Genomic DNA, 18,501 nt, shown 5'->3' with positions numbered 1-18,501 from the left:
TGTTATTAATAGTCGTATTATGAGCAAAAATCAGCGTCTTTTTTTAATATTAAGACCCATAAATTTGCACTTGCTTATAAAAAGTAATGATATACTGAAAATGTCCGGAAAATAAATGTAGGATAGTATTTTTCTAGGAGATTTGCTATGAAATTAGATTGTTTGATTGTTGATGATGAGATTGCTTTAGCTGAAACAACTTGTGAATATTTTAATATGTTTGAGGTTAAAACAGCGTTTGTGACAAGTGCTGAGGAGTGCGAACGTTTTTTGGAGGAAAATGAGCCATCATTGATTCTCCTTGATATAAATCTTGGAAGTTCTTCTGGATTTGATTTATGTAAAGAATTACGTAAATCAACGCAGATTCCTATTCTATTTATCAGTGCACGTTCTAGTGATGACGATGTGCTGATTGCTCTAAATATAGGTGGAGACGATTACATTCAAAAGCCATATACATTAAGTATTTTACTGGCTAAAGTGAAAGCTGTATTAAAAAGATATAGTGGCAGCATGAACAATTCGCAAGAAGTTTTAGCGTTTGGACAAATCCAAATGGATACGAAGCTTCATCGTGTCCGAGTAAATGGTGAGGATATTCAATTAAAAGCGATGGAATATAAACTTTTGTCTTATTTGGTGAATAATAAAAATCGAATTATTACAAAAGAAGAATTGTTTCAACATGTATGGGGAGATTCCTTTGTAGGTGATGGGACCCTTAATGTACATATTCGGCATTTACGAGAGAAAATTGAAGAGGATCCTAGGAATCCGCAATTTATTAAAACAGTTTGGGGAACAGGGTATGTTTTAGAGGATATCAGTCAATGAGAATAAAATTGGCCATTGTCATGATACTGGCAGTTTTTGGTGCAGGAATTAGCATCTCCGTAGTAATAATAAAGAATAAAAATATTTCAGAAGTGGATCTTGTAGCCATTAATGAAGTGGTTAAGATTGTTGAAAATAACTGGGGACATATTAACGAGGAAGCTTTTAACACCAGCAGCATAATACAACCATTCTCTATCGTAGATCATTTGGGAAATGTGATTTATCAAACACCAGGTAATCATTTTATCAATTTATACGAAGCAATAAAAAATAGAGATACAGTTATAGACGTGGAGCAAAACGATAAGATTGTAGGGAAAATTATTATCCGTAATGAAGAACAAGAATTATTGCAGCAAATGAAAAATGAACTGATCGTATCTATCAGCTTGATATTTAGTCTATTAATGATGATTGGTATTTTATATCTTCTCTATATACATAGAAAGTTATTGAAACCATTTCAACAGCTGCAAAATTTTGCTGCGAATGTAGCTCGAGGCAATCTAGATCTGCCTTTAAATATAACACGGAACAATTACTTTGGTGCCTTCACGGAAAGTTTTGATTTAATGCGTGAGGAACTTCATGCTGCACGCCAAAGAGAGTATGAATCCAACCGCAGCAAGAAAGAGCTTGTAGCGACATTAAGTCATGATATTAAGACTCCTGTTGCTTCGATAAAAGCGGTTAGTGAATTGATGCTTATGCAAGTAAAAGATGAAAAGGTTATTAAGCAAGTGAATACCATTTATTCGAAAGCAGAGCAAATTAATTTACTTGTTACGGATATGTTTCACGCCACTCTAGAAGAACTGCAGCAGTTAAAATTAACAATAACCGAAGAATCGAGTGAAGTACTTGCTGGGATCATTGAAAATGCCAATTATGACAATCAAATCATCTATGAACCAATCCCGCCATGTCTAATTTTAATGGATGTCGTCCGTATGCAGCAGGTCATAGACAATATTATAGGTAATTCATATAAGTATGCAGGAACAAGGGTTACAATTAAGTCTCAAATAAATCAGGGGTATCTCGAACTGCACATTCTAGACTTTGGACCAGGAATCAGTAAAGAAGAACTGCCACTCTTATTTAATAAATATTATCGTGGGAAAAATGTAGAAGGCAAGAATGGTTCAGGCCTTGGTCTTTATATATCAAAGTACTTCATGGAAAACATGCAAGGACAAATTAGCTGTCACAACCGAAATGATGGTTTTACAGTCGTCTTGAAAATCAAGCTTGTTTAAAATTTTAGAATTAGTTAAGAATTGGTTAAAGATTTACTATGAATTTATTTTGTATGCTAAGACTGTAATCTACTTTACAGTCTTTTTTTTATAAAGGGAGAGTGCCAATCAATCGTGAAAAAGACCATTATTAAAACGGAGAAGCTGTGTAAAACCTTTTCTACCAGTGGAATACAGCAGCATGTATTAAAAAATCTAGATATCCATTTAGTTGAAGAGGATTTTACGATCATAATGGGGAGTTCAGGGTCTGGGAAATCCACTTTACTTTACGCAATTAGCGGGATGGATAAACCAACATTAGGTGATATCGATTTTGCCGGAAAAAATTTATCAACATTAAACAATGATCAACTGGCAGTCTTTAGAAGAAATCACTGCGGCTTTGTCTTTCAGCAAATATATTTACTAGACAATATGAGCGTACTTGACAATGTACTAGCAAGCGGTCTTTTAGTAAATAAAAATAAGCGTGAGCTTGTAAAGAAATCCAAAGAACTGCTAAAACAGGTAGGAATCGATGAAAGCTCATGGTCTAAATTTCCTGCTCAGCTTTCTGGTGGTGAGGCCCAGCGAGTCGGGATTGTTAGAGCATTAATTAACAGCCCGAAAATACTATTCGCAGATGAACCAACTGGTGCATTAAACTCAGCATCTAGTGAGCGCGTTTTAGATGTATTTACGAATGTAAATCGTAATGGGCAAAGCGTTGTCATGGTAACCCATGATATTCAAACAGCCTTGCGCGGAAATCGAATTCTATATTTACGAGATGGTGTTATTTGCGGTGACTTGCAGTTAGGTGCATACAGTGAGAAAGAGAATGATGAGCGTCAAGAAAAGCTAAAACATTTCCTTGCAGAAATGGGGTGGTAAGTTGAATATTATGTATCTGGCTATGGCTAATATTAGAAAAAGTAAATCTGCTGCGGCTTCCTTATTTATTTTTATTGTGGTTGCTGCGCTGCTTCTAAATATAGGTCTAATGGTTATTACGCAAATAAATGCGTTTTTTGATAGGAAAGTTGAACAATTAAACGATCCTCATGTAACGATTATGATGAATCAAGCAAGCTATCATTCGAATTTTAGGGAATTTACAGCAAACCAGCCTGGGGTAACAGAAACAGAAGAAGAGAAGAGTATTAATATAGACATGGCTAAATTTATTTTTGGCGATGGTGAATTGTCTAGTAGTGTGATTATTTTTAATGCAGATGCTAAACGAAGAATGGGACCGTTAAAGCTTGTTGAAAAACGAAAACCATCGAGTACGAATGAAATTTTTGTCCCATACAGTTTTAAGACAAGTGGGGGATATGAATTAGGTGATAACTTTACCATCACCTATCAAGACAAGAAATATGAATATCGAATTGGCGGATTCTTTGAAACAACGATGATGGGTACGAACAACATTGGCGTTATGAAATTTATGTTACCCGAACCTTCCTATCTAAAATTGGTAGACGAATTAGACCATCAATCTGAAGGTATGGTCTTATCTGTTATGACGGAAGACCAAACTCAATCATCGAAGTTAAAAAATGATCTTATAAAAGAATTTCAGCAATCAACAGAAGAAACCAATTCTTATATTGAGGGATTAGATGTTGAATTGGTGAAGAGTGTAAATACATTAACAATTAACATCGTAGCGACAATATTAGTAGCCTTTGCAGCCATTATCGTGCTTGTTTCCCTAATTGTTATTAAATTCCGAGTTTCAAATAGCATTGAAGATGGAATGGCGAATATTGGAGTACTAAAAGCGATTGGCTATACAAGCAGGCAAATTCTAGCATCAATTATTTTACAATTTATCTTAATTGCATTTAGTGCGAGTGTGGCAGGGATTGCGTTGTCATATATTCTAATGCCGTTCTTCGGAGGGATTATTTCATCCTTATCAGGATTAATCTGGCATCAAACAGTTGATATTATGATTAACTTAGTCAGTATTTTCCTTGTTACATTTTCTGTTGTAGTCGTTACATTACTATCGGCTATTCGAGTTCGAAGAATTCTTCCTGTTGCGGCACTTCGTGGGGGTATTCAAACTCACAGCTTTAGAAAAAACTACTTTCCTTTGGAGAAAGCAAAAGGGAGTCTACATTTCTTACTTGCTATTAAATCAATGCTGGCACATGCAAAACAAAATGTGATGATTCTTTTAATCATGATTGCATTAACTTTTGCTTCCATCTTTTCAGTCGTTCTTTATTATAACATAGCGTCAGATAAAACGGCATTTGTTAACTTATTCGGTGCAGAACCAGCTAATATATATATAGCTGTTAAGCCAGATGCAGATACAAAAGGACTTTTGAGCAACATAGAGCAAATGGATCATGTAAGGAAAGTAAATATTTTCGACTTAATTGAAACAAGAATTGATGGGCAAACTGTCTATACAAACGTTACTGATCATTATGACCAGTTAGAGAATAATATTGTCTATGAAGGGCGTCAGCCGAAGTTTGAAAATGAAATATCCATCTCCTGGGTTGTATCAAGTCAAATCAATAAAGGGATCGGGGATACGGTTGAAGTAGAATTTGGGAATGAAGCAGGCAGTTATTTAGTAACTGGCATCAGTCAATCCATTGGTAATTCAGGTCAGGTAGCCGCATTAACAATGGGAGGAATGCAACAATTACGTTCAGATTATAAAGGGTCAACCCTTTATGTCTATCTAGACGGTATATCAAACAATGACTTTATCAAAAATGTCCATGAACAGTATGGGGATATTATAATTGAAACATTAGATATCGATGAAAATATAGAGAGCCAAACAGGTATGTATACAGCTGCCGTGTTTGCTGTCATGCTGATGGTTTTGGCAATTACCGTTTTAGTTGTTGTGATGATTCTGTACCTGGTTATTAAAACGATGATTATAAAGCGTAAAAAAGAGTTTGGTGTGATGAAAGCAATAGGCTATTCAACGATTCAGCTGATGAATCAAATATCAATCAGTTTTCTGCCTGTCATCATTACAGGAGTTGTCATTGGTGGGCTGCTTGGCTATTTTTTTACTAATCCTATGCTTTCCATATTACTTTCAAGTGCAGGGGTAAAACGGTTGGATTTTATCATTCATGTACCTATTATTCTAATGATATGCGCAGGAATCTTTATTTTAGCTAACATTGTCTCAATGATTGTATCACGAAGAATAAAGAAGATTTCTGCTTACGGTTTAATTGCAGAATAGAATGGATGGATGAACTTAGTAATTAAACTATTATTTTCAAAAGCGAAAACCACTTCCTAAAAAATAAGGGAAGTGGTTTTTTTACCAAACCTATCGTAGCGTATACTCAACTAATAGAGGGAGTAAGAACTCTCTCTTTTTTTTTGTGTAAAAAAATTGCAGGATTGGCTAAACAAAGCAATATATGTCAAAAAAAATGTGCTTTCTTTTGTTATCTTATTAGTAAGGAGGTTCATGGAATGAGCTACAGTCCCATCATACAGAAATCAATTGAGTATATAGAAATGAATTTACATGAAGAGCTATCTTTAGAACGTGTTGCTCAGTATGCAGGATTTTCAAAGTATCACTATCATCGTATTTTTCATAAGGAGGTTGGCGTGACTGCTTCTGAATATATTCGATATAGAAGAATAGCTAACTCAGCAAATATGCTGCTTTATACGGATGAAAAGATCATCGATATTGCTCTCTATTATCGCTTTGAAACTCAAGAATCATTTACTCGTTCGTTTAAGAAGTTTTATCAATTGCCGCCAGGACACTATCGTAAAATGATGAGTAAATTGACTTTACAAAAGGAGGAAATTAGCTTGAAAAATGAACAGCTATTAAAAGGGTGGACATTAAGTGGTAGTCATCCATTTAACTATCAGATGGGAATTGATAGAGAAATCTTTCATAAAGGGAAGGCATCGGGATTCTTAAAGTCAGTTACCGTCCATTCTCAAGGTGAATTTGCAACTATGATGCAGGAGTTTAAGGCAGAGAAGTATCTTGGCAAAAGATTAAAGCTGTCAGGGTTTATAAAAACCCGAGATGTTGATGGATTCTGTGGATTTTGGATGCGTGTAGATGATTCTCTTGGGGATGTACTGCAATTTGATAATATGAGTGATCGCCCAATTGTAGGCAATAATGAGTGGAATCATTATCACATTGTTCTGGATGTGCCAGACAATAGCGCAGTCATCGCATTTGGAGTTTTACTTTCAGGAAATGGGCAAGTGTGGATAGATGAATTAAAATTTGAGGAAGTTGATAAACAAATACCGACAACGAACATTGATTTTTCTTCTGACCTTTTAGATGAGCCTGTCAATTTATCATTTGAAGAATGATTAATAGTTTATGAAAGGAAGGATGGTATGCTTAATTCAAAAAAACAAACGGTTGGAATTGTCACGGGTATCGTATTTGCGGCAGCTATTATCGCTGGAAAGTTTTTTGCAGGCAATATGATTGCTCAGTTTTTAAAGGATTTCTTATCGATTGGGTGACATGCAAATTTATCTTTTGAAGAGTGGGAGTAGATGGGATTGAATTTTTTATTGGCTATAATGAAAAGCTTTTTACATCTTGGTGGGATCAAAATAGCAATGATCCTTTGTTTGGCTGCTGGAATTGTTTATTTAGTTAAGCAAAGGAAAAAAGGGAAGAATAGCTATTCTATACAATGAGAAAAAATCAGCCTGTAGAAAGCAATGTAGAAAATGCCTGGCTGAATGGGATGTTATTGTTTTAATAAATGATGCAGCAATCTGTCTCTGTTATCAAAAAATTGTTTCATAATGCTATAATGATTTGTTTCTTCAAGCGATGATTCTTTTGCCCCTTCCTCTGTAAGTTCGATAATTTTAGCATTTGGATAGGACATGATGATTGGAGAATGGGTAGCAATAATAAATTGTGAATTTTGATGGACTAATTCATCCATGTGGGCTAACATGGATAGCTGTCTTAGAGGGGATAAGGCAGCCTCTGGTTCATCTAATAGATAAATGCCGTTTCCGCGAAAACGATTCACAAATGTTGCCCAAAAGGACTCTCCATGTGACTGCTCATGCAGTGATACTCCTCCGAATGAATCAATAATTTTTTGTCCTGGTGCTGGTTCCCTGTCTAATTCCTCTATGTTTGTTGCCACATTATAAAAGGTCTCTGCACGAAGGAAAAATCCATCCTGGGGCCTTTCGATTCCTTTGATCAGCTTAATATGTTTTTCCAGCGGGGAGTGAGAATTAAAGGTAGTAAAGTTAAAATGAAAGGAACCTCCTTCTGGATTAAATCCAGCTGCAATCGCAATCGCTTCTAATAAGGTCGATTTGCCCATCCCATTTTCGCCGACGAAATAGGTTACATTTGGATGAAAGGATAGTTCATCTAATGTCTTTATGCTTGGCAAATGAAAGGGATAGTTGTTAAAAGAAGCGATGCTGTCACGTTTTAGTTTTAAGCCTCTTATATAATGATTTTCCTCCACAAAACATCACCTCTGTATTTATTTTGAAGTATTTTACAAATGACTTTCTTAATACCAAATAATAACATAGAATGATTATTAATAGATTAATTTTACCGATAGATTTAAATTAATTGGGTATATTCAGGAGGTACAGCATATGGAAATAGATAAGTTGAAAAAAGCGATCAAGGAGCTGCCAGAAGAGGAAGCGAAATCACTGCTCTTTCACGTCCTTCTAAGAATGAATCTTTTGAGAGAAACAGAGTATTCGGAGAAAGAGTTTGTAAGTGATATTGAAAATATATATGATATGGTTTTCGATAGATCAAGAGAAAGGGCGGAAATGAGTCAAGAGGGGAATTTTCAAATGATCCATATTCTTTTCGGTGATTCCCCGGCAGGGTCTTTAAAATATGCTTTAAAGGAAATGGGTGTATCTAAAGAAGAAAAGGTCATTTCCTTTTGGGACATGTTCTCGGTTGGTCCAATCTGGAGGTTACATGAAAAGGCAGGACAGGAAGCAAGATTTGGCTTTATGCAAAAGGTTATGAATGATGAAAATGACGATTTTCGAGATTATCAAAAGAAATTCTATGAGACGATTAATCAAATAATTTCTATTCCAGAGGATGTGCCGATAACCATATGGGTGGCTGAAAATTCCCATGAACAAACGGGACTCCGATATGTTCTTCACTTATTAAAGATTAAAATAAATGACATTAAAGTGATTAATTCAACCAAGATGGCTGCGGAAAAATTTAATCGGCCTGATATCGAATACATAGCTATAAAGACAGGAGAAATCATCCCAGAAAAATTACAAGTTATTTACGAAGAAAGTAAATCAAGTGCATCTATGTCAAAAGATGAAAGAAAGGCACTTGAAGATGAGTGGATAGATCTTGCGGAAACTGAGGAAACCTTGCGAGTTTGGCAAAATGAAAAGATAAAGAGTGTCAGTGAGGACTACTATGACCAGTATATGATCAATATGGCAAAAAAACTTCAGATAGAGCGAGAACGCGTAAAAGAACATGAAGAGTTTATGAAATCTGCAAGATTAATAGGAGAAGTGATCGGGCATTTAGACCAATATATGGGGGATGAATTTTTCGAATATCGTCTAAGAAAGCTAATAGAAAAAGGCGTTTTTGAGATGGAAGGGAATTTGAAAGCGATGCGGTATTATAGTGTACGGTTCCCACTGTGAGGGGGAATAGAAATAGAACTTTTAGAATTGTCTTACAAGAAATATTCAGATACAGTACAGTCATCAGATTATGTGGAGTGGGCTAGGCATCATTGCATGAAAATATGGGGGGCAAAATGAATCATTACGCTGATTTCCTGCCAAAGAATAAGCGTGATTTTGATAGCGTGTACAACTTAAAGAAAATGGATCGAACAGAACTCTTGCCTTTGCTGCCAGGTCTAATGGAATGGATTCAGGATATGAATGGGCCGATTGCCAATGAGGTCGCAGAGCTGCTATTAACATTCCCGAATGATATAGTTCCGCTTATTAAAGAGGTTTTAGCCACACATGATGATGTGTGGAAGTATTGGTGTCTAGAAATTTTAATCAAAGGATTGCCTGAAGTTGTAAGGCTGGATTTAAAGAGTGAATTAATTAGACTTGTTGAAAGACCAACAGCTGGGGAAAAATTAGAAGAGCTTGATGAAACAGCGATGGAGATTTTACGGACGATTGAATGAGTAAGGAGAGGTGAGGTTCATGCTTCTCAACGGTATAACAGGCTTTTATTACTACAAGGAGGATGAACCTCCTAATATAGTTAGTAAAAGAAAAATATCACTTATATTGAGATTTATTAGAAACATAGGGAGAACGGAATATGTCTGACAAAAAAATCCGAGGACTGAAACGTAAAACGAAAAGTATGGTAAACAGAATGGAACAGGAAACGATGAATTTCCCTTCTGAATTTTATAATGGATACTGGCATCTTCATTTACCAGTTGCACAAGATTCTATCACTTCAAATAAATCCCCTAAAGCGATAAAACGCCTATGTATACAGACATTGCTAGATAGAGCAGAGCATTTAAAGAGAATAAAACCTCAATCTAACCAGAGTTTTAGGATGGTTGTGGCAATTGATTTACCTGATTTATGGAATAGCCAAATCATCGTTTTTTCTGGAGACAGCCATTTTAAAGGTTTTTTTGAAAGAAATGAGGATTACCAAAAGTGGATCCCTTTATCCATTGAAAGGAACATTGCAAGTGAATGGGATCTATCAATTCCTCATGGTATGAGCTGTTTAGGAATAAGAGAAGAAATAACGGATGAAGATGGGCAACTGTTTGAAAATGAAATTTGGTTTGTGGGGGAATTAGATTAGGTGAAAAGTTATGTTCATAGGTAAAAAAACTTTTTGAAGCAAGGAGTGAGATAAAGTGAGTAGACCAGAGTTATATATTACATTAGTTGTTGGACCTAATTGTGATATGGAGGTATTTGCTATGCGTTCAACACTTGAATATTTTGGAGCAAAGGTTACAGTACATTGGATTGGGAGACCTAATGATTTAATTGATGTCTTATCTGGTGAAGAGCTGGATAAAAGGTGTGATTATTTAATCTTGGCATTTCATGGAGATGAGGGAAGATTGTGTATGCCAGAATTGGGAGAAGAAGTCTATGAGCCTGATGAACCAAGAGGAGAGTTTTTTGACTTTCATGATGTAAAGCGATATACAAATTTAAAAAATATAAAAATCATTGCAAATGGATGTACGTTAGGAGAAGAAAAATTAGCAAATGCATTCCTTGAATGTGGCTGTCATTCTTACATAGCACCAGACGATTATATTGATGGGAATTCATCGTTAATGTTTGTGATTAGATTTATGTACGAGATCATTAACAATAAAAAAAATCAGCAAGATGCGTTTGAAATTGCAAAATCTATTGATGAAGAATGTTTAATGTATCAACTATTTTTATCTCAAAATACAATTGTCTAAACTTCTTTGTTTACAATTTTTAAAGTTTTATTATAGGACAATTAGTTTTAAGGATTAATTTTTATCGAGGTATAAACGGATGATGGTCCAGTTATAAATGTTAGCTTATTGATAATAAAGGAGCAGCAGGGAGAAATATCACCCTGCCCAGTTTAAGGATTAAAACTCTCCTTCATTAAAATAATCACATAGTAGACTTTCTAAGCGTTCCAGTTGCATGATTTGCGAATGAGGATATCCATTTCTATTTGTTTTCTGAGTACACATCCAGCATGAACAATGTACTTTTCCTTTTGCAAAATATCCTGTGAAGCGGGATTGCCATTCTAATTGTTTGGCAATCTTTATTTTGCGTTGAATGACTCTGTTTCGATGATGTCGATAATATGAACGACTACGATTTTTTTGATGCGGTTTCACATCAGCAAATATTAAATAATATGTATTATTCTCCAAATAATCTCTAAGACCCATTCCAGCCATTCCGTTTAATTGTTGTGGAAAAAGTTCGTCTGCTAATTGGTCTTTCACAACCAAATAGGACTCTACATTCTCAACATGCCAATTTAATTTGGACATCTCAATAGGTTTTAATATCTTCCCAAGGAAATTTCCATATTTATTTGGTATCTCAAAACTGATTCCTCTCTTCATAATTATCACTTCTTTCATCAAACTCAACTGGAATCATAAAGAAACCCCCATTTCTGATCTTCCCTCAAGATTTCCAAAGAATACTGCTATATAATAAAGGAAAATCACTTACATGAGGTGCTGCACTTGAAACTTCTTGTTCTATTTCTTGCCATCAGGCTTTGCCTGTAATTGTCTAATTTTCTCTTGGGGGACTCTTATGGGCTAAGCCATTCCCAAGGAGTGTGATGGCAAATTTAAAGGCATTTCCAAGTGGAGAAAGTTTAAGAAATGTTGAGACATATGAGGAGTTTGTAAACAGTAAATGCCAATTGGTGCTTTTAATTGTCGATAGTGCCTATGTAACAATTTATTGTAAAGAAAAAGAAGATATTGAATCGTTGTATCAAAATGCAAAGTCACTTGGTTTTGAGAATATTCAATACATCACTGATGATCATGACACAAGAACAAGATTATCTGTTTGGTAAAGAAGGGCTACGAAATATCTAATAGTGAACAAAAAAGAAAGTGGTGTAGCAACATGAAAGCTATATTTTCAATATTATCAATTATATGTGCTGCAATTATTATGGCAGCTTGTCAAACACAGCAAGCTGAAACAATGGTTCTTTTAGATGAAAAAATTTCAGAGGTTAAAATTTCAGAATCAGAGGGATTCGGAGGGATGAATGAAGATATTATTTTGTCCTTCAAAGATAAGAAATCCTTAGATATTTTTGAAAAGGCCATAACAACTGCTAGTAAGCAGCCAGGGAAGGCGGATATATCTGAACCTGAGTACGATGTAATGGTGGAATACGAATCAAACGAAGGGGAATTGCCAACACATGGCATTCATTTATGGCTAGGGAAAGAAAATGAAAAGAGTACGTTTATGTATATTACTGATGACTCTGTTTATCTTACTTCTCCGCAAATGACAGAGAAGTTAAGAAAGCTGATACTTTCCGAAGAATGAACTCAATAGCTTTCCAGACAATAGGAGTATTAAAAAAGAAAGGGTTAACTGTGTTAACTCATTTTTTTATTTTCACGCTATATATTTTGGTTTTAAATGTTTTGTGGGGAAATAATTTAAGTTAAAACACCAATAACTGTATAAAATGATTCAATAATGAAAAAGGAATTAAGAAATTTTTGGACTGAGATTATGTTTTGGTTATTCAATTAAAGGGCACCATTCTTGCATAAGGATTGGCGCTCTGTTTTTGGGATAAGAGCCATTTAACGAAGTAAATTATTTTGGAAATAATGAAATTCAAATCGGGTTGTAGCAAAGAAAGTGAACTGCCTGAACTAATTGAGGTAAAAGTTGAATTACCTTCAGAAATTATGATCAATAAAGAAGTAGAGTTGCAGGCAAATGTTACACAGGGAATCATTACATTAAAGAAACCTTTAATGAGACAGGGAAATACTTTGTAATTGCTCATGTGACAGCTAGGGACATGTATACTATGCCCAAAGCAGAATTTAATTTTGTAGAGTAAAGCTCATTCTTAAAATAAAAACAATAAATAAAACGGCAGTTCACAGTGAACTGCCGTTTTATTTATTGTTCTATTAGTAATCATTATTCAGTTTCTGTACCTAGTAGTTAATTTAGAAAAAATTATTTACTCATACCTTCAGATGGCTTTTTTAATAAAAACATCAGAATTATTATAATAGAAAATGCCATTAGAGCTAAAAAGGGAATGGTTATAAACCCAAGCCAATTAATATACTGTGCACTACAAGGAACACCATTAGCACATGGCTTTATTTCAGCTAAACCAGGTACCTTTTGTAGTAGGTAATGATAAAAGGAAATACACCAGCCAATAAGTGCCATTGGTAATACAAACTTTTTCACTGAAAAGTCATTTTGGAATGTTCCAATTCCAAGTATTAATACTAAGGGGTACATAAGGATTCGTTGGTACCAGCAGAATTCACATGGAATAAAACCTCTGATTTCACTAAAATAAAGACTTCCAAGTGTCGCAATAATAGATGCTAGCCAAGACACATATAAATATATTTGATTTTTATTTATCATTTGTCTTTACCTTTTAATGCTTGGTCTATCAATTCCTTAATCTTTTCGTAATCAAACGGATCTTCAAGCATAGTACCATTTACCATAATACTCGGAGTTAACTGAACCTTAAATTCTTCTACTAGCTTTGCATCTTTATTTACTTCGTCAAGCACTGATTGATCCTGCATATCTTTCTGTAACTGTTCTAGGTTAATGCCAGGAATAGAACCAGCAATTTCATTAATTTTATCCATCGTAATCCAAATAGAATCGTGGTCAGCATTGGGCTGTGCTTTGAAAAGCTCCTTATTAAAAACCCAAAAACTTTCTGGACTTTGTTTATAGATCGCTTCTGCAGCTAAAGAACCTAACTTTGACTCTTCACCGTGAAATAGTACGTTAACATACGAAAATTTGACGTCACCTTTATCAACATAGTCTTTCATTAACTGTGGAAAATATTGCTCACTCCATGCTTTACATGCTGGGCATTTAAAATCCCCAAATTCAACAACTGTAACAGGAGCATCCGGTTCTCCTAATGTTGGCTGTCCTTCAATGGAAGGTTGTTTATCATAGCTTATATCATTATTTGTTTCCGTATTTTTATTCTTTAACATAACAAATGCAGCCAAGGCTACAAAAATTAGCAGAGTGATGATCACTACAAATTTAAATGAAGAATTACCTTTATTAGTCATTTTCTCTTCTCCCTTATTTTGTTCTATTTATACGACAATTTTTTATATTAAAATCGTGCCAAAAGCCAAGCTTTTAATTTTTAACCCGAATGGAACTGTCATTTCTGGCTGGAAGTTCCATTGATACATAAAAGTGAATAATTTAGATGCTCCAACGGTTTTTAGAGTAGTCACAATATCATGAGGAGGTGCAGCTTGCCCAAGTGCTGCTGTTACTGAAAAAATAGTAAGAATCATGATACTCTCTACTTTTGCCCATGGTTTAGGATTAAAGTGAATGTCTTTTGTTAATTTCTTTCTAATAAACCAATCATTGATGACTGAATGCAAACATTAATAAAGGGATAATCAGCAAATGCTTAACCAATAAAGCTTGTCCATATGATAGCATCCAAGAATCCGTATATTCTTTTTAATCCAGTGTGAGCAAAGGTACTACTAGTAAAAATACAGAAGAAAATAAATGTAAAGACAAATAATTTTCTTATCATGCTTACCTTCAAATATTTTTCAGTTCTTATTTTAACAAAATAAAAAATATATTCAAACGAATATTTGAATATATTTTTGACATTTTTAAGACTCTAACATAAACTAATATTAATTATTAATCAAACGGACGTTTGAATGAGGTGTTAAAATGACTCAACAATATTTAAAGTCCAACACACATGACACGTGTGATACATTTTGCTTTGATGAAGAAAAAGTCAACAGAATTCAAAAGAGAGTAGATGAAGTAAATGGTGTAGAGCTATTGTTTAAAGCATTGTCTGATTCTACTCGAATTAAAATTGCTTATGCTCTAACAATAGAAAATGAGTTATGTGTTTGTGACGTTGCAAATATTATCGGATCTTCAACTGCAACAGCAAGCCATCATTTACGTTTATTACGTGATTTGGGTTTAGCCAAGCACCGTAAAGAAGGAAAGCTTGTCTTTTATTCACTAGCTGATGATCATGTTCATCAATTAGTATCGATCGCATTAATTCATTCTAAAGAGGGTGGAAGTAATGGGGAAAGCACTAGAAAATAATAAAGAAATATACCGTTTACAAGGTCTTTCCTGTACAAACTGTGCAGCGAAATTTGAAAAGAATATTCGTGAGATTCAAACAGTAAACGATGTACAACTAAATTTTGGCGCTTCAAAATTAACAGTTATCGGAGAAGCAACGATTGAACAATTAGAAGAAGCCGGGGCTTTTGATGGAATTAAAGTGCTTCCGGAGAATCAAAGAGTAAAAGAAGAAAAAATCCCTTTCTGGAAGAAAGCCGAAAATAAAAATACAATTGCTTCACTTATCTTCTTAATCTTTGGATATGCCTCCATGTACTCATTGGGAGAAGACCACTTGGCAACAATCTTTATCTTTGCTTTATCTATCTTAATCGGTGGATTTGACCTTTTTAAAGTGGGGTTAAAGAACCTCACAAAGCTTCAATTTGATATGAAGACATTAATGACAATCGCGATTATTGGCGCTGCCATTATAGGAGAGTGGAGTGAAGGGGCAGTTGTCGTTTTCTTATTTGCATTAAGTGAAGCTTTAGAAAGCTATTCGATGGATAAAGCACGTGAATCCATTCGCTCTCTTATGGATATTGCTCCAAAAACCGCCTTGATTAGACGTGGTAATCAAGAAATGGAATTGGATGTAGAAGACATTGAATTAGAAGATATATTAATTATTAAACCAGGGCAAAAGCTGGCAATGGATGGAGAAGTAATAAAGGGGCAATCTTCCATTAATCAAGCAGCCATTACAGGTGAATCCATCCCTATATTAAAAACAATTGGTGATGAAGTATTTGCTGGAACATTAAATGAAGAAGGATCATTAGAAGTAAAAGTCACAAAACGAGTGGAAGATACAACGATTTCCAAAATAATCTACTTAGTTGAAGAAGCACAGGCAGAACGCGCACCTTCTCAAGCATTTGTAGATAAATTCGCCAAATACTATACTCCTGCGATTATGTTCATTGCTTTATTAATAGCCGTTATTCCTCCATTATTTATTGGTGGAGATTGGTCCGAATGGATTTATCGCGGGCTTGCTGTCTTAGTTGTCGGTTGTCCATGTGCATTGGTCATTTCTACTCCAGTTGCAATTGTCACAGCCATTGGAAATGCAGCGAAAAAAGGGGTATTAATCAAAGGTGGTATTCATTTAGAAGAGGCAGGTCGTTTAAAAGTAATTGCTTTTGATAAAACCGGCACATTAACTAAAGGAACACCAGAAGTGACTGATATTAAAGTATTAAAAGGACATGAAGAGGATGAACTATTAGGAATCTCTATGGCCATTGAGACATTCTCACAGCATCCTTTAGCTTCGGCGATTATTCGCAAAGGCGAAGAAAAAGGAATTTCCTTAAATGATTATAAAGCAGAAGATTTCAAATCCATTACAGGAAAAGGAGCAAAAGCAATAGTAAATAGCAATTTGTACTATATTGGGAGTCCGAATTTATTTAAGGAGATGAATCATCTTCCCACTTCCATCGAAGATGAAATAAAAGCATTGCAAATACAAGGTAAAACCGTCATGCTAGTAGGCACAGATCAAGATATCATCGGTATGGTAGCTGTTGCCGACCAAGTACGAGACAGCAGTTCAAAAGTGATTCAAAAATTGCTTGATATTGGTATTCAAAAGACCGTAATGTTGACTGGTGATAATCAAGCGACAGGTCAAGCAATAGCAAAACAAGTAGGATTAAGTGAGGTAAAGGCCGATTTATTGCCTCAAGATAAATTAGAAACCATTAAATCATTAAGAGAACAATATGGGAAAGTGGCAATGGTCGGGGATGGGGTAAATGATGCACCAGCCTTAGCGACTGCAACTGTAGGGATAGCAATGGGAGGAGCTGGGACCGATACTGCGATCGAAACAGCCGACATTGCATTAATGGCAGATGATTTAAACAAACTTCCTTATACGATCCAGTTAAGCCGCAGAGCATTAAGAATTATTAAGGAAAATATTATATTCGCCCTTGGGCTCAAATTATTGGCATTAATCTTAATTGTTCCAGGATGGCTAACCTTATGGATGGCTATCTTTGCAGACATGGGTGCTACACTAATTGTTGTGCTAAATTCATTGCGTTTGTTGAGGGTTAAAGAATAAAGGAATATCTTAGTATCAAGAAACTTAAAAAATAACAAAGAATGTCTTCATATGGGTGCAAGAATTAAAGATGATAGTGCTTTATTAAACAAACAATGGGGTTAGTTTCACAATTATTTTCAACAGATCGGGCGCAATTCCTGAAAAAGAATTGCGCTCTTAAAGTTAGCACTTGCTAAAGTCGCAAAAAGCTGCACCTACAATGATGAGTAAAATAAACAATACTACAATTAAGATAAAATCGTTCCCATAACTAGGGCATTCATAACTATAAACAGGAGCTGAATATCCACAACCATAAGAAGGAGCTGTATAGGTCGGGAATGGAGCAACATTTGGAGCAATATTTGGAGGAACATTTGCACCAAGAGTCGGTGGGGCGTTAAGGTTTGAATACATTATCTAATCACACTTCCCTTCGAGTAAGGAATTTCTCTATATAATACTCTCGGAGGTGGGTTTTGAGCCCGTCTATAAAAAAATGGGTAAATGTCATGGTTTGAGAAATTACAAGAAATTACAAGAAATTACATTAAGTAATAAAGATAGTGAACATAGGAAATGGAACTTTTGTTATGGTGCACGATCGGACGATGTATTTTGTATGCTCTACCATTACTGTACCAGCTTGCCACTCTGAATAAATATTTAAAAGATGGCCTTGTAACCAATTTTGTTATATAGGCTGATTGATGACTGCCCGGTTCTCTTTTTTCATTAAGTATTTGAATCATTTCTTCTGATGTTCTAATATTAAATCCATGTCCAAACAATCTTCCATCATTAAGGAGAACAGCATTAACACCTCTGAACTGTGGTGTTTTTCGATTAAATTCGGGATTATTAACGTAGACGACATCTCCGGGTAAAAAATGATTGGAATAGAAGGTGATGATACCTAGGTCTGTATCTGTATGCCAGCTGTAAATATATAGATTTCGAAACAGTGAATTAAATAAAGTACTGCCAATACTATTCAATATGGCATGGTAATAGATGATTGGAATAGCAGTTGCACATTCAAATGCATAGAGTGAACTGTTCCGATAAATATCCAGTATAGCATCGGCTGGCTGCACATCGGGTCTCAAAAGGAACCCACCTGCCCTTGTTAATTGCCAGAATCTTGGATTGCAGCGGGCATATTCAAAGATTGTAAACTCTGCTTGACTTTTGTTCATTTCGTTCGCGCTTTGGATAATGTTCTTGCGCACTTTAAGTTCAAACAATAATTCATCCACGAAATTATAAGAATAAAAATCGGGAGCATTCTCCATCTGTTGAATAATGGTTTTCTCAATACTTCCTAGCTGCCAATCTTCATTCGGCTGAAACGGGAACCCTGATATTTGGATCATACAATCCCCCATTCCTGTATCGTTTTTCATCTGCCATTCATATCTATAGTATTCTCATTTT

The 18,501-nt window shown here is 35.0% G+C and carries 23 protein-coding genes; 16 read left to right on the top strand and 7 right to left on the bottom strand.

Translation table 11 applies throughout. The features are described from left to right. The first annotated feature begins 147 nt into the window (after positions 1–147). The 7 genes from FI644_RS04115 to FI644_RS26235 all read left to right on the top strand — a co-directional run bounded on the left by FI644_RS04115 (position 148) and on the right by FI644_RS26235 (position 6,779). A complete protein-coding gene (locus FI644_RS04115; protein WP_053474625.1) occupies positions 148–837 on the top strand; it encodes a response regulator transcription factor in 690 nt (229 codons plus the stop codon). After that, positions 834–2,099, top strand: a complete 1,266-nt coding sequence (locus FI644_RS04110; RefSeq protein WP_053474626.1) for a HAMP domain-containing sensor histidine kinase — start codon at positions 834–836, stop codon at positions 2,097–2,099. The genes FI644_RS04115 and FI644_RS04110 overlap by 4 nt, the downstream gene beginning before the upstream one ends. 114 nt (positions 2,100–2,213) lie before the next feature. Continuing rightward, a complete protein-coding gene (locus tag FI644_RS04105; RefSeq protein WP_053474627.1) occupies positions 2,214–2,975 on the top strand; it encodes an ABC transporter ATP-binding protein in 762 nt (253 codons plus the stop codon). Between the two features lie 10 nt (positions 2,976–2,985). Further along, complete coding sequence (locus FI644_RS04100) at positions 2,986–5,319, top strand: ABC transporter permease (RefSeq protein ID WP_231690108.1); 2,334 nt, start codon at positions 2,986–2,988, stop codon at positions 5,317–5,319. A 239-nt stretch (positions 5,320–5,558) separates the two neighbouring features. Next, positions 5,559–6,440 (top strand): helix-turn-helix domain-containing protein, encoded by an 882-nt coding sequence (locus FI644_RS04095; RefSeq protein WP_053474628.1) that lies wholly within the window; start codon positions 5,559–5,561, stop codon positions 6,438–6,440. Positions 6,441–6,467: 27 nt separating this feature from the next. Continuing rightward, positions 6,468–6,599, top strand: coding sequence for a hypothetical protein (locus FI644_RS27100; protein WP_256376282.1), 132 nt, complete (start codon positions 6,468–6,470; stop codon positions 6,597–6,599). A gap of 39 nt (positions 6,600–6,638) precedes the next feature. Beyond that, the gene (locus tag FI644_RS26235; protein ID WP_156319081.1) at positions 6,639–6,779 is read left to right on the top strand and encodes a hypothetical protein; all 141 of its coding nucleotides are present in this window, start codon (positions 6,639–6,641) and stop codon (positions 6,777–6,779) included. Positions 6,780–6,832: 53 nt separating this feature from the next. Here the strand turns inward: FI644_RS26235 and FI644_RS04090 are convergent, their stop codons facing one another. Further along, the gene (locus FI644_RS04090) at positions 6,833–7,582 is read right to left on the bottom strand and encodes an AAA family ATPase (RefSeq protein WP_053474629.1); all 750 of its coding nucleotides are present in this window, start codon (positions 7,580–7,582) and stop codon (positions 6,833–6,835) included. Between the two features lie 139 nt (positions 7,583–7,721). Between FI644_RS04090 and FI644_RS04085 the strand changes: the two genes are divergently transcribed. The 4 genes from FI644_RS04085 (at position 7,722) to FI644_RS04070 (ending at position 10,558) form a co-directional block, all read left to right on the top strand. Continuing rightward, entirely contained in the window at positions 7,722–8,777 is a 1,056-nt protein-coding gene (locus FI644_RS04085) for a DUF1835 domain-containing protein (RefSeq protein WP_082620621.1), read from the top strand. A gap of 116 nt (positions 8,778–8,893) precedes the next feature. After that, positions 8,894–9,283 carry a DUF5071 domain-containing protein gene (locus tag FI644_RS04080; RefSeq protein ID WP_053474630.1) on the top strand — a complete coding sequence of 130 codons (390 nt, stop codon included), beginning with the start codon at positions 8,894–8,896 and terminating at the stop codon, positions 9,281–9,283. Positions 9,284–9,423: 140 nt separating this feature from the next. After that, entirely contained in the window at positions 9,424–9,933 is a 510-nt protein-coding gene (locus tag FI644_RS04075) for a DUF3916 domain-containing protein (RefSeq protein ID WP_142108068.1), read from the top strand. Between the two features lie 55 nt (positions 9,934–9,988). Then, positions 9,989–10,558: a hypothetical protein gene (locus FI644_RS04070; RefSeq protein ID WP_053474632.1), complete on the top strand. Its 570-nt coding sequence runs from the start codon at positions 9,989–9,991 to the stop codon at positions 10,556–10,558. Between the two features lie 159 nt (positions 10,559–10,717). Here FI644_RS04070 and FI644_RS04065 read toward each other — a convergent pair whose 3' ends face one another. After that, positions 10,718–11,212, bottom strand: coding sequence for a DUF2691 family protein (locus FI644_RS04065; protein ID WP_181758175.1), 495 nt, complete (start codon positions 11,210–11,212; stop codon positions 10,718–10,720). A 227-nt stretch (positions 11,213–11,439) separates the two neighbouring features. On the opposite strand from FI644_RS04065, the gene FI644_RS04060 reads away from it, so the two are divergent. From FI644_RS04060 to FI644_RS04050, 3 genes are all read left to right on the top strand, one after another. Then, on the top strand, positions 11,440–11,682 hold the full coding sequence (locus tag FI644_RS04060) for a DUF2691 family protein (protein ID WP_142108066.1): 243 nt from the start codon (positions 11,440–11,442) through the stop codon (positions 11,680–11,682). A gap of 53 nt (positions 11,683–11,735) precedes the next feature. Further along, the gene (locus FI644_RS04055; RefSeq protein WP_056682804.1) at positions 11,736–12,173 is read left to right on the top strand and encodes a YhfM domain-containing protein; all 438 of its coding nucleotides are present in this window, start codon (positions 11,736–11,738) and stop codon (positions 12,171–12,173) included. 293 nt (positions 12,174–12,466) lie between these two features. Beyond that, positions 12,467–12,640 carry a hypothetical protein gene (locus tag FI644_RS04050; RefSeq protein ID WP_246067018.1) on the top strand — a complete coding sequence of 58 codons (174 nt, stop codon included), beginning with the start codon at positions 12,467–12,469 and terminating at the stop codon, positions 12,638–12,640. 187 nt (positions 12,641–12,827) lie between these two features. On the opposite strand, the gene FI644_RS04045 is transcribed toward FI644_RS04050, so the two are convergent. Genes FI644_RS04045 through FI644_RS04035 form a run of 3 tightly spaced genes read right to left on the bottom strand, consistent with a single transcriptional unit; the run spans position 12,828 to position 14,176 of the window. After that, a complete protein-coding gene (locus tag FI644_RS04045) occupies positions 12,828–13,256 on the bottom strand; it encodes a disulfide oxidoreductase (RefSeq protein ID WP_056682809.1) in 429 nt (142 codons plus the stop codon). Further along, positions 13,253–13,939, bottom strand: coding sequence for a DsbA family protein (locus tag FI644_RS04040; RefSeq protein ID WP_056682812.1), 687 nt, complete (start codon positions 13,937–13,939; stop codon positions 13,253–13,255). Before FI644_RS04040 ends, FI644_RS04045 begins: the two co-directional genes overlap by 4 nt. A gap of 42 nt (positions 13,940–13,981) precedes the next feature. Then, complete coding sequence (locus FI644_RS04035) at positions 13,982–14,176, bottom strand: hypothetical protein (RefSeq protein ID WP_053474636.1); 195 nt, start codon at positions 14,174–14,176, stop codon at positions 13,982–13,984. Between the two features lie 403 nt (positions 14,177–14,579). Here FI644_RS04035 and FI644_RS04030 point away from each other — a divergent pair, with 403 nt between their 5' ends. Beyond that, a complete protein-coding gene (locus tag FI644_RS04030; RefSeq protein WP_056682815.1) occupies positions 14,580–14,978 on the top strand; it encodes an ArsR/SmtB family transcription factor in 399 nt (132 codons plus the stop codon). Then, entirely contained in the window at positions 14,956–17,082 is a 2,127-nt protein-coding gene (locus FI644_RS04025) for a heavy metal translocating P-type ATPase (RefSeq protein WP_053474638.1), read from the top strand. The genes FI644_RS04030 and FI644_RS04025 overlap by 23 nt, the downstream gene beginning before the upstream one ends. 165 nt (positions 17,083–17,247) lie before the next feature. Here FI644_RS04025 and FI644_RS27470 read toward each other — a convergent pair whose 3' ends face one another. Together FI644_RS27470 and tgl are read right to left on the bottom strand one after the other, a co-directional pair. Beyond that, the gene (locus tag FI644_RS27470) at positions 17,248–17,427 is read right to left on the bottom strand and encodes a YjcZ family sporulation protein (protein ID WP_053477439.1); all 180 of its coding nucleotides are present in this window, start codon (positions 17,425–17,427) and stop codon (positions 17,248–17,250) included. A gap of 182 nt (positions 17,428–17,609) precedes the next feature. Then, entirely contained in the window at positions 17,610–18,440 is an 831-nt protein-coding gene (tgl, locus tag FI644_RS04015; RefSeq protein ID WP_053474639.1) for a spore coat transglutaminase TGL, read from the bottom strand. Between the last annotated feature and the right edge of the window lie 61 nt (positions 18,441–18,501).

Source organism: Cytobacillus solani (genome assembly GCF_006704205.1).
Taxonomy (GTDB): Bacteria; Bacillota; Bacilli; order Bacillales; family Cytobacillaceae; genus Cytobacillus; species Cytobacillus solani.
The sequence above is the reverse complement of the archived record's forward strand: the minus strand, read 5'-3'. Positions and strand labels throughout refer to the sequence as shown.

Excerpts from the sequence above, each read along its gene's own strand:
- FI644_RS04095 (WP_053474628.1), top strand. The coding sequence starts at position 5,559 with ATGAGCTACAGTCCCATCATACAGAAATCAATTGAGTATATAGAAATG.
- FI644_RS04060 (WP_142108066.1), top strand. The coding sequence starts at position 11,440 with ATGGCAAATTTAAAGGCATTTCCAAGTGGAGAAAGTTTAAGAAATGTT.
- FI644_RS04045 (WP_056682809.1), bottom strand. The coding sequence starts at position 13,256 with ATGATAAATAAAAATCAAATATATTTATATGTGTCTTGGCTAGCATCT.
- FI644_RS04080 (WP_053474630.1), top strand. The coding sequence starts at position 8,894 with ATGAATCATTACGCTGATTTCCTGCCAAAGAATAAGCGTGATTTTGAT.
- FI644_RS04030 (WP_056682815.1), top strand. The coding sequence starts at position 14,580 with ATGACTCAACAATATTTAAAGTCCAACACACATGACACGTGTGATACA.
- FI644_RS04085 (WP_082620621.1), top strand. The coding sequence starts at position 7,722 with ATGGAAATAGATAAGTTGAAAAAAGCGATCAAGGAGCTGCCAGAAGAG.
- FI644_RS04050 (WP_246067018.1), top strand. The coding sequence starts at position 12,467 with ATGAAATTCAAATCGGGTTGTAGCAAAGAAAGTGAACTGCCTGAACTA.
- FI644_RS04100 (WP_231690108.1), top strand. The coding sequence starts at position 2,986 with ATGTATCTGGCTATGGCTAATATTAGAAAAAGTAAATCTGCTGCGGCT.
- FI644_RS04025 (WP_053474638.1), top strand. The coding sequence starts at position 14,956 with ATGGGGAAAGCACTAGAAAATAATAAAGAAATATACCGTTTACAAGGT.
- FI644_RS04055 (WP_056682804.1), top strand. The coding sequence starts at position 11,736 with ATGAAAGCTATATTTTCAATATTATCAATTATATGTGCTGCAATTATT.
- FI644_RS04115 (WP_053474625.1), top strand. The coding sequence starts at position 148 with ATGAAATTAGATTGTTTGATTGTTGATGATGAGATTGCTTTAGCTGAA.
- FI644_RS04040 (WP_056682812.1), bottom strand. The coding sequence starts at position 13,939 with ATGACTAATAAAGGTAATTCTTCATTTAAATTTGTAGTGATCATCACT.
- FI644_RS04065 (WP_181758175.1), bottom strand. The coding sequence starts at position 11,212 with ATGAAGAGAGGAATCAGTTTTGAGATACCAAATAAATATGGAAATTTC.
- tgl (WP_053474639.1), bottom strand. The coding sequence starts at position 18,440 with ATGATCCAAATATCAGGGTTCCCGTTTCAGCCGAATGAAGATTGGCAG.
- FI644_RS04035 (WP_053474636.1), bottom strand. The coding sequence starts at position 14,176 with ATGATTCTTACTATTTTTTCAGTAACAGCAGCACTTGGGCAAGCTGCA.
- FI644_RS04110 (WP_053474626.1), top strand. The coding sequence starts at position 834 with ATGAGAATAAAATTGGCCATTGTCATGATACTGGCAGTTTTTGGTGCA.
- FI644_RS04075 (WP_142108068.1), top strand. The coding sequence starts at position 9,424 with ATGTCTGACAAAAAAATCCGAGGACTGAAACGTAAAACGAAAAGTATG.
- FI644_RS27100 (WP_256376282.1), top strand. The coding sequence starts at position 6,468 with ATGCTTAATTCAAAAAAACAAACGGTTGGAATTGTCACGGGTATCGTA.